This is a genomic window from Staphylococcus sp. HMSC067F07 (assembly GCF_001837405.1).
GTDB lineage: Bacteria > Bacillota > Bacilli > Staphylococcales > Staphylococcaceae > Staphylococcus > Staphylococcus capitis.
The window spans coordinates 685544-695524 of the sequence record NZ_KV832234.1; the positions used below are offsets into that span (position 1 = coordinate 685544).

General features: G+C 31.2%; 9 protein-coding genes and 1 pseudogene. 8 read left to right on the forward strand and 2 right to left on the reverse strand.

Going from position 1 to position 9981, the window contains the following annotated elements; all coding sequences use genetic code 11:
• Positions 1 to 21 precede the first annotated feature (21 nt).
• On the forward strand, positions 22 to 1395 hold the full coding sequence (locus HMPREF2706_RS06620; protein ID WP_070862276.1) for a YjiH family protein: 1374 nt from the start codon (positions 22 to 24) through the stop codon (positions 1393 to 1395).
• Between the two features lie 53 nt (positions 1396 to 1448).
• On the opposite strand, the gene HMPREF2706_RS06625 is transcribed toward HMPREF2706_RS06620, so the two are convergent.
• Positions 1449 to 1760 carry a heme oxygenase gene (locus HMPREF2706_RS06625; protein WP_002453758.1) on the reverse strand — a complete coding sequence of 104 codons (312 nt, stop codon included), beginning with the start codon at positions 1758 to 1760 and terminating at the stop codon, positions 1449 to 1451.
• Positions 1761 to 1908: 148 nt separating this feature from the next.
• Positions 1909 to 2169: a SunI/YnzG family protein gene (locus HMPREF2706_RS06630; protein WP_002432344.1), complete on the reverse strand. Its 261-nt coding sequence runs from the start codon at positions 2167 to 2169 to the stop codon at positions 1909 to 1911.
• Between the two features lie 177 nt (positions 2170 to 2346).
• Between HMPREF2706_RS06630 and HMPREF2706_RS06635 the strand changes: the two genes are divergently transcribed.
• The 7 genes and pseudogenes from HMPREF2706_RS06635 to HMPREF2706_RS06665 all read left to right on the forward strand — a co-directional run bounded on the left by HMPREF2706_RS06635 (position 2347) and on the right by HMPREF2706_RS06665 (position 9587).
• Entirely contained in the window at positions 2347 to 2853 is a 507-nt protein-coding gene (locus HMPREF2706_RS06635) for a metal-dependent hydrolase (RefSeq protein ID WP_002432512.1), read from the forward strand.
• 34 nt (positions 2854 to 2887) lie between these two features.
• Entirely contained in the window at positions 2888 to 4075 is a 1188-nt protein-coding gene (locus HMPREF2706_RS06640) for a UTP--glucose-1-phosphate uridylyltransferase (RefSeq protein WP_023351325.1), read from the forward strand.
• Between the two features lie 19 nt (positions 4076 to 4094).
• The gene (locus tag HMPREF2706_RS06645; RefSeq protein WP_002432569.1) at positions 4095 to 4778 is read left to right on the forward strand and encodes a PAQR family membrane homeostasis protein TrhA; all 684 of its coding nucleotides are present in this window, start codon (positions 4095 to 4097) and stop codon (positions 4776 to 4778) included.
• Positions 4779 to 4921: 143 nt separating this feature from the next.
• Positions 4922 to 6268, forward strand: a pseudogene (sdrM, locus tag HMPREF2706_RS06650) (multidrug efflux MFS transporter SdrM).
• 117 nt (positions 6269 to 6385) lie between these two features.
• Positions 6386 to 6853: a SepA family multidrug efflux transporter gene (locus HMPREF2706_RS06655; protein ID WP_002432814.1), complete on the forward strand. Its 468-nt coding sequence runs from the start codon at positions 6386 to 6388 to the stop codon at positions 6851 to 6853.
• A gap of 83 nt (positions 6854 to 6936) precedes the next feature.
• The gene (locus tag HMPREF2706_RS06660) at positions 6937 to 8379 is read left to right on the forward strand and encodes an MDR family MFS transporter (RefSeq protein ID WP_070862277.1); all 1443 of its coding nucleotides are present in this window, start codon (positions 6937 to 6939) and stop codon (positions 8377 to 8379) included.
• A gap of 143 nt (positions 8380 to 8522) precedes the next feature.
• The gene (locus HMPREF2706_RS06665) at positions 8523 to 9587 is read left to right on the forward strand and encodes an Mrp/NBP35 family ATP-binding protein (RefSeq protein WP_002432308.1); all 1065 of its coding nucleotides are present in this window, start codon (positions 8523 to 8525) and stop codon (positions 9585 to 9587) included.
• Positions 9588 to 9981 lie beyond the last annotated feature (394 nt).

Consider the following 9981-nt stretch of genomic DNA (forward strand, 5'->3'; position numbering starts at 1 on the left):
ATAGAAACGGATTGAAAAGTAATGAACGGATATACTAAAAGCGAAATTATAAAAGGTAGAATTAAATTTATAACAATGTCCATTCTAGGTATCATATTATTTTTAATTCCTATACCAGTTGTTCAAGATGGACAAAAACAAACAACATTACCTGTGGCATTTCTTGCAAATTGTTTAAAAGATCTGTTAGGGAATATTATGCCCATATTAATTGTATTAATTATTACAATTTCAGGTGTATTAACTCTTTTGTGCTCAACAATTTATAAACACAAGTTAAATCCACAAGGCCTAATGTATAATGCATTTAATGTCAAACTAGGTTGGCTAATATTAAGAGTATTATCAGTTGTATTTGTATGGCTTACTTATTTGAAGGTAGGGCCTAAAATGATTTATTCAGAAGATACGGGGGGGCTAGTCTTTTATAGTCTATTACCAACTCTTGTGGCCGTATTTTTATTTGCGGCACTATTTTTACCGTTATTGATGGAATACGGACTATTAGAATTATTAGGACCTGTGTTTAGACCAGTAATGAGACCGCTATTTACTCTACCTGGTCGATCAACTGTAGATAATCTAGCATCATTTATTGGTGATGGAACGGTAGGCGTCTTAATTACAAATAGACAGTATGAGGAAGGCTATTATTCTAGAAGAGAAGCAACAGTCATTTCTACTACGTTTAGTGTAGTATCTATTACTTTCGCTATAGTTATTGCTTCAACTATTAAAATGCAAGATCAATTCTTTTATTTTTATATCACTGTAATTGTTTCTTGTTTAATTGCAGCAATGATAATGCCAAGAATTTGGCCTTTAAAAAATATTCCAGATGAATATGCTAAAGATGTTTCAGAGGATGCAAGAACGGAGCAATTACCAGAAGGAAAAACGGCATTAAGACATGGATATGACATGGCGACAGAGGTTGGTATAAAAGCTCCAGGATTCAAAAAGTTCTTTATTTCTGGATTTAAAACCGTTGTAGATATGTGGTTTGTCATTTTACCAGTAGTAATGAGTATAGGAACAATCGCAACAATTATCGCGAATTATACACCTATTTTTGAAGTTATTGGAAAACCATTCGTTCCACTACTAGAATTATTGCAAATTCCAGAAGCTTCACACGCTTCTCAAACTATTCTCATAGGTTTTGCCGATATGTTTTTACCATCTATATTAATTGAGGGGGTCAAAAGTGACATAACACGTTTTGTTATTGGAGCATTAAGTATATCCCAATTAATATACTTGTCAGAAGTAGGTGGTGTTATTTTAGGTTCAAAAATTCCTGTCAGCATAGGTAAACTATTTATGATTTTCTTAATACGTACTTTAATCACGCTTCCTATTATTGCATTACTTGCGCATTTATTTATCCATTAAAAAGATTGCTTATTAATATACTTTATTATAATAAGCAATCCTCTATTAAAAAATTATTTATCTAATTTCGACAATACATTTGCTTTAACAATTTCACTTTTAATTACTGGAGAGTCTTCGGATTTTCCAGTATTTTTATGAGCTTCTTTAAAAGCATCACTATTTACCCAATTTTTAAAATCTTTTTCAGTATTCCACCATGTATTTACATACATATCTTCACTATAATCATCTCTATCAATTTGCCAAACTTCAATACCATTAAAACCTTGTAAGGATTGGATTTGACCACCTTTTGTAAATCTAGGTGCCATTTTTTCTGCAAAACCTTTTTTCACGGTTATTCTATTTGTTACGACGAACAATAACTTCACCTCCATAATCATTATTGATTCCAATATAATAGGATTGTTTATACTTATCAATTTTCATATATCGAAAATGAGAGCCACCAACCGTAATAGATACATGGTTGGTGGCTTTTGTATGGATTATTAATTATATATATTTTAATTACTTAGTCAGTTCATTGTAAACTTTTTGATCATTTTGAGTATAAATAATGTATTCATGGTCATCAGTATCGATAATTACGCGGTTTGTTTTTCCAAATGTAGAACCAATACGAGAGATTTCTTTTCCATTTTTTTCAGGTACTGCATGGATATCTTGGTCTTGTGAGATATTTTTAATTTCATTATTAGGTATTTTAATATCTGCTACTCTCCATTGAATACGTACTTCATTATCGTTTTTCTTTACTGTCATTGCCATTAAAAACACATCCTTTAAATAATTTGTATATTCATCATAAATTATTTTAAAATCGTTTTCAAGGATTTATGTGATACTTTTGAATATAATATGTCATACTAATAAAATATTAATACGAAAGTATGTTCGCTTTATATGTAATTGTGTGTTAAAATGTTTTGAAAAGGAGAACTAGAAATGACAGGTAAAACACATGCCTCCTGTGGGGCTTTAACAGGAGCTTTGACAACTCAATATTTTCATACTGATTTATTTACTTCAGTCACTATATTGGTATTATCAACTCTAGCAAGCCTATTGCCAGACATATGTCATACCCAAAGTAAAATTGGAAGACGTTTCAGAGTTTTAAGTTTTGTTATTAGGCTTCTATTTGGCCATAGGACATTTACTCACTCTCTTGCTTTCATCATTATCATTGGTTTTTTACTGTACTTAATTCAAACACCCATGTATTATATGGTTGCAATTGTTATTGGAATAGCTTCACATGTTATACTAGATATATTAACACCTAAAGGGGTTAAATTATTCTATCCCTTACCATTGAATGTTGTATCGCCGCTTCATTTTAAAACAGGCGGATTAGTTGATTTATCTTTAGCTACAGCTTTTAGCTTTGGAACAGTATACACGTTGTTTCAACCCTTTTTTAATGAATTTATGTTACAGTGGCTAAATTAATTCTTTGAATCATTTATACATAAGGAGAGTAATCATGTTAGATAAAAACCAATTGGAGAAATATAACCAAGAGCATTTGTATGAATATGAAAAATTAATGAGTAATAATGAAAAAGATGCACTTGAAAATAAAGTTGATGAGCTTGATTTAGAAGGAATTCAAAAACTATATCATGATTTATATGTTAATAGAAAATCAATAGATGATGTATCATCGGTATCAGAAGTTAAGTATGAAGTGAAATCTCAACTTTCTGATGAAGATAAGCATACATATGAACAAAAGGGTTATGAAGCGATTAGAAATGGTGAATTCGCGGTACTTCTTATGGCTGGCGGTCAAGGAACGCGATTAGGTTATAAAGGGCCTAAAGGTTCTTTTGAAATTGAGGGTGTAAGTTTATTTGAGTTACAGGCTCGCCAACTCATTAATTTAAAGAATCAAACGGGTCATACAATTAATTGGTATATAATGACTAGTGATATAAATCATAATGAAACAATAGAGTATTTTAAGAAACATCAATATTTTGATTATGATCCAGAACATGTACATTTCTTTAAACAAGCAAATATTGTAGCCTTAGGTGAAGACGGCAAACTTGTACTTAACAGAGATGGTCATATTATGGAAACACCAAATGGTAATGGTGGAGTATTTAAATCTCTTAAAGAGGCTGGATACTTAGATAAAATGGAAAAGGATCATGTAAAATATATCTTCTTAAATAATATTGACAATGTTCTTGTGAAAGTCTTAGATCCATTATTTGCTGGTTACACTGTAAGTAATAATAAAGATGTTACATCTAAAACAATTCAACCTAAACATGGAGAGAGTGTTGGACGTTTAGTCAACATTGATAGTAAAGATACAGTTCTTGAGTATTCAGAATTGGATCCCGAAGTAGCCAATGATTTTGATAATGCTAATATTGGTATCCATGCATTTAAACTGGCCTATATTAAAAGTGCAGTAGATAGGGAACTACCATATCATTTAGCTATTAAAAAATTAAAACAACTAGATGAAGACTTTGGCGTTGTAGAGCTACCAACATTAAAATTTGAATTGTTTTATTTCGATATTTTCAAATATGGAACAAGTTTTGTTACATTACAAGTTCCTAGAGAAGAGGAGTTTTCACCACTGAAAAATAAAGTAGGTAAAGATAGTGTGGAAACTGCTACAGAAGATTTAAAACGTATGAGTTTGATTTAAATAAAAGGTGGTGGAATAGATGTCTCATACATCTAAGCATAAAAAAGCATCGGTAGTTGAATCATTTAAGGACATCATTCCCTTATCTTTTGGCGAGGAAATAGGTAATGCAGCCTCACATGGTGCGGCTGCATTATTAACATTGTTTGTATTACCTTATGCAGCTGTTCATAGCTACAATCATGGTGGCACATTGGAATCGGTAAGTGTGTCTATTTATATTATTAGTATTTTTATGATGTTTATTTCTTCAACTATTTATCATTCTATGCAGAATTATACAGCTCATAAGTATATTTTACGTATTATCGATCATAGCATGATTTACGTAGCTATTTCAGGTACTTATACGCCAGTATTACTTACTATAGTAGGTGGATGGATAGGATGGGTAGTGACCCTATTTTTATGGGGGACTACATTATGGGGAATATTATATAAATCCATTGCTACGAAAGTTAATCATAAGCTCAGTCTTATTGTTTACCTAGTGATGGGATGGGTTGGTGTGATATTTATACCAGTGATTATCATGCGCACCTCTTGGTTATTTATTTTATTTATATTCCTGGGTGGCCTTTCTTATACAATAGGAGCCTGGTTTTACGCGCAAAAGAATAGACCTTATTTTCATATGATATGGCATATTTTTATTGTGATTGCATCGGTTTTACACATGATAGGGATATTATATTTTATGTAAAGTAAGTTTACGGTAGAGTTTAAATGGCTCTGCCGTTTTATTTTAACCTAGAAAATTAATACTATTGCATGATTGCGAACTAAACATCATCGTATTAATATTTTAAGGGTTCGAAATAGATAGAACAAAAGGAGTAAATATAAATGAAGTTTAGGTCGATATTAACAGTAACCGCATTGATACTAATCATGTTTATGGCTGCAATTGAGACATCTATTATATCTCTAGCCTTACCAACAATTAAGATAAATTTACATGCAGGTAATTTAGTATCTTTAGTTTTTACTGTTTATTTTATTGCTTTGGTCATAGCTAACCCTATTGTAGGTGAGCTGTTATCTCGTTTTAAGATATTATATATTGCCGTTGCAGGTGTTTCTTTATTTGCAATTGGTAGTTTGATGTCAGGCTTAAGTGAAACATTTACTTTTTTAATTATCTCAAGAATGATTCAAGGTTTTGGGGCAGGGGTCATGATGTCTTTATCTCAGATAGTCCCTAAACTAGCGTTTGAAATTCCTTTAAGATATAAAATTATGGGAATTGTAGGTAGTGTTTGGGGAATTTCCAGTATCATTGGACCCATACTCGGTGGTGCGATTTTAGAATTTGCGACATGGCACTGGCTGTTCTTTATTAATATACCTATAGCAATTATTGCTATTGTATTAGTACTAATGACATTTCATTTTCCAGAGGAAGAACATGGTAATCAAACACACTTTGATGTGAAAGGATTATCAATCTTTTATATATTTATAGCATTGCTTATGTTTGGATTATTAAATCAACAACATTTATATCTCAATATTATTGCAATCATCTTGGCTTTATTAGTATTGATTGGCTTGTTTAAAATAGAACAAAAACAAAATAATCCATTTCTTCCGACTAATGAGTTTAATAGATCGATAATGCTTGCTTTCATTACTGATTTATTTATAGCTATGTCATTAATAGGATATAACCTGTATATACCAGTATATTTACAAGAACAATTAGGTTTATCACCTCTTCAAAGTGGGTTTGTTATTTTACCACTATCAGTTGCATGGATTATATTAAATTTTAATTTAGCGAAGATTGAAGCAAACTTTACTAGAAAAGCATTATATATTAGTGCGTTTACAGTTCTCTTAATTTGCAGTGTTATTATTTGATTTGGCATGAAAGTGCCATTGTTGATAGCATTTTCAGTTATCTTTGCTGGACTTAGTTTTGGATATGTATACACTAAAGATAGCGTGATTGTACAAGAGGAAAGCTCTCCTAGAAATATGAAGAAGATGATGTCATTTTATGCATTAACTAAAAACTTAGGTTCATCTGTAGGTTCTACAATTATGGGATATATGTATACTTTATAATCAGGTTTATTCGGCACTCATCTACACAATGTATTAGGTTTGATTGCCGTCATTTCAATTTGCTTGTCAATGATGTGGATTTTATTTTATAAATCTAATAAAACTTCAAATTTTAATAATTAAAAAGGTTTTCAAATACAAAAAACGTCTACTATAAGAGTAGGCGTTTTTAAATTTTATAAGGTGATGAATACGTGATACTATAAATATGTATTAAAAAAGAGGGGAGGACAATGAGTGATGAAATTCTTTAAAAATAAATTTTATAATTTAGCTGTAACACTTATTGTTCTCGCTATTTTTGTATTATCCGGGGCGATATTCTTAACATTTCTTGGTTTTGGATTATATGGGTTAAGTAGGATTTTAATATTTTTTCATTTAGGTTATTTTGGCTACAATAAAGGATTTTATGACAATTTGTTTTACTATGGTAGTTATATAGTATTGGGATATTTTACTCTTTTTGCTGTTGAGCATTTAATGGACTACTTTAAGAAGAAATTGCCTAACAATCCTTATTTTCAGGGTATTACATTTCATCTTATTTCTTATATAGTAACGACAGTGATGTTTTATTTTATAGTACATATTCACTATGTATATATTAATATTCAATTTTGGGTAATTATGTTAATCATAGGATTTCTATTTATTTGTAAGGAGATATTTTATCCTGAAAGTGAAAACTTGAATAACAAGAAATAGTAATTAAGCATTTATTTTGCTTTGCTAATTATAATTTGATTGAATATAACACTGTTATAAAAATAATAAAGGAGTAAACGTTCATGTCTAGTATCGATTTACCCAAAACGAAGCGGAATTTAATTGTAGCAGTGATGTTAGTGAGTGCGTTTGTAGCAATTTTAAATCAAACTTTACTCAACACTGCTTTACCTCACATTATGCGAGAATTAAAAATTGATGAAAGCACTTCCCAATGGCTAATTACTGGATTTATGCTTGTAAATGGTGTCATGATACCACTTACAGCTTTCCTAATGGATAGAGTTAAAACTAGACCTTTATATTTAGGAGCTATGGGTACATTTTTATTAGGGTCAATTGTAGCTGCGGTTACGCCTAATTTTGGTGTGTTGATGACAGCAAGAGTTATTCAAGCAATAGGCGCCGGTGTGTTGATGCCTTTAATGCAATTTACACTTTTCACTTTATTCTCCAAAGAACATCGTGGCTTTGCTATGGGACTAGCTGGTTTAGTCATACAGTTCGCTCCAGCTATTGGACCTACATTCACAGGCTTAATCATTGATAATGCAAGTTGGAGAGTGCCATTTATTATTATAGTCGGTATCGCCTTAATTGCTTTTATCTTTGGTTTAATTTCTATTTCTAGTTATAACGAAACGAAGGATTCAAAATTAGATAAACGCTCTGTTGTATACTCGACTATAGGTTTTGGTATTATGCTGTATGCATTTAGTAGTGCTGGAAATTTAGGTTTTTCTAATCCAATAGTTATAGGATCGTTAATCATAAGTATTATTATTATCTCAATATTTGTTAGAAGACAACTAACGATTTCCAACCCATTACTTAACCTCAATGTATTTAAAGGTAGAATCTTTTGTTTCAGTACAATTACATCAATGATTATTATGTTATCTATGGTTGGACCTGCACTACTTATCCCTCTATATGTACAAAACGCTTTAGGTTTATCTGCGTTGTTATCAGGTTTAGTGATTATGCCTGGTGCGATTATAAATGGAATAATGTCAGTATTTACTGGACGTTTTTATGATAAATATGGACCGAGACCATTAATATATGCTGGTTTTAGCTTATTAACGATTTGCACATTATTGCTTTGTTTCTTAAAAGCAGACACATCTTATATTTATCTTATTGTCATTTATGCGATTAGGATGTTTGCTGTTTCTCTACTAATGATGCCTATTAATACAACTGGTATTAATGCATTAGACAATAAAGATATTTCACACGGTACTGCTATTATGAACTTTGGTCGTGTGATGGCTGGTTCATTAGGAACTGCATTAATGGTAACGTTTATGAGTATTGGTTCGAAATGGATTGGGCCATCCTCGTCTGCACATGCTAGTAAAGAATTATTACATAGACAAAGTGTTGCTGCCGAAGTTGATGTTTCATTCGCTCTAGTTACAGGTTTTGTTGTTGTTGCATTCTTATTTGCGTTATTTATTAAAGAACCTAATAGAAAATCTCAAAATATGAGAGAAGTCTAAATTATATATGAAGTTAGCCTATTATTATGGGCTAACTTCTTTTTTTATAATAAAAAAAGACTTATAATAAAAAAGATAAACTACGTAATCGAATAACTTTTGTTATTATGTAGATAAATTATTATATTTAAGGGGGATTTACTTTGTTAACGGTAAATCAAGTTGAAGAAATAGTAGGTGCATTAAAAGACCCAATTATTGATGTACCTTTGAAAGAAACTGATGGTATAGTTAACGTTACCATCAAAGAAGATATTGAGCACGTTAGTGTTAAAGTTGCAATGGCTCAATTAGGGGGACAACCACAATTAGATTTACAAATGGCAATTGTAAAAGCTCTAAAAGAAAACGGTGCTAATACAGTAGGTATTCGTTTTGAAGAATTACCACCGGAGACAGTAGAAAAGTATCGTGGTAAAGGAACAGAAAAACCTAAAACAATTGAAGGTTTACTTTCTCAAAATAATCCAGTTGAATTTATTGCAATTGCTTCCGGTAAAGGTGGCGTAGGTAAATCAACTGTAGCTGTTAATCTAGCTGTAGCTTTGGCAAGAGAAGGTAAAAAAGTTGGACTCGTAGATGCTGATATTTATGGTTTCAGCGTTCCAGATATGATGGGGATTGATGAAAGACCAGGAGTAGATGGCAAAGAAATTATTCCGGTTGAACGTCATGGCGTTAAAGTTATTTCAATGGCTTTCTTTGTAGAGGAAAACGCACCTGTTATTTGGAGAGGTCCAATGTTAGGAAAAATGCTTACTAATTTCTTTACAGAGGTTCAATGGGGAGATTTAGATTATCTTTTACTTGATTTACCACCTGGCACTGGAGATGTAGCCTTAGATGTACATTCAATGCTACCTTCTAGTAAAGAGATCATAGTTACTACTCCGCACCCTACAGCAGCGTTTGTAGCAGCTAGAGCTGGAGCTATGGCTAAACATACAGAACACTCTATTTTAGGTGTAATCGAAAATATGAGTTATTTCGAAAGTAAAGAAACTGGTAATAAGGAATATGTATTTGGTAAAGGTGGAGGTACTAAACTTGCTGATGAATTAGAAACACAGCTATTTGGAGAGTTGCCTCTTGAACAACCTACGTGGAACCCTAAAGATTTTTCACCATCTATTTATCAGCCTGAAGATCGTTTAGGAGAAATTTATACATCAATCGCCAGAAAAGTTATAGCCAGTACTCAAAAATAGTATCTCAATGTAATTTAACCAAAGGTATACTGATCACACAGAAACAAATTTTGTTTTTGTGTGATTTTTCTATTGCAAAATTTAGAAATCGTGCTAGAATATTTCTTTGTGAGCTACGAATTAGCTGTTCACAAAATTAAAAAATAATTCAATTTAAATGTTGACTTAAAAACATGAAATTGATATTATATAAAAGTCGCTGAAAAGCGATTGTAAAGTATTTAATTTAATTGTTAAGCGAGTGTAAAAATTACCCTTGCAAACATTATAAAAACACTTTAAAATAAATAAAGTAATCTTAAGAAATCATTGACATTTCTTCTCAGAAAAGATATGATTGAAAAGATTGATTTTATTGAGATGAACATTGAAAACTGAATGACAATATGTCAAC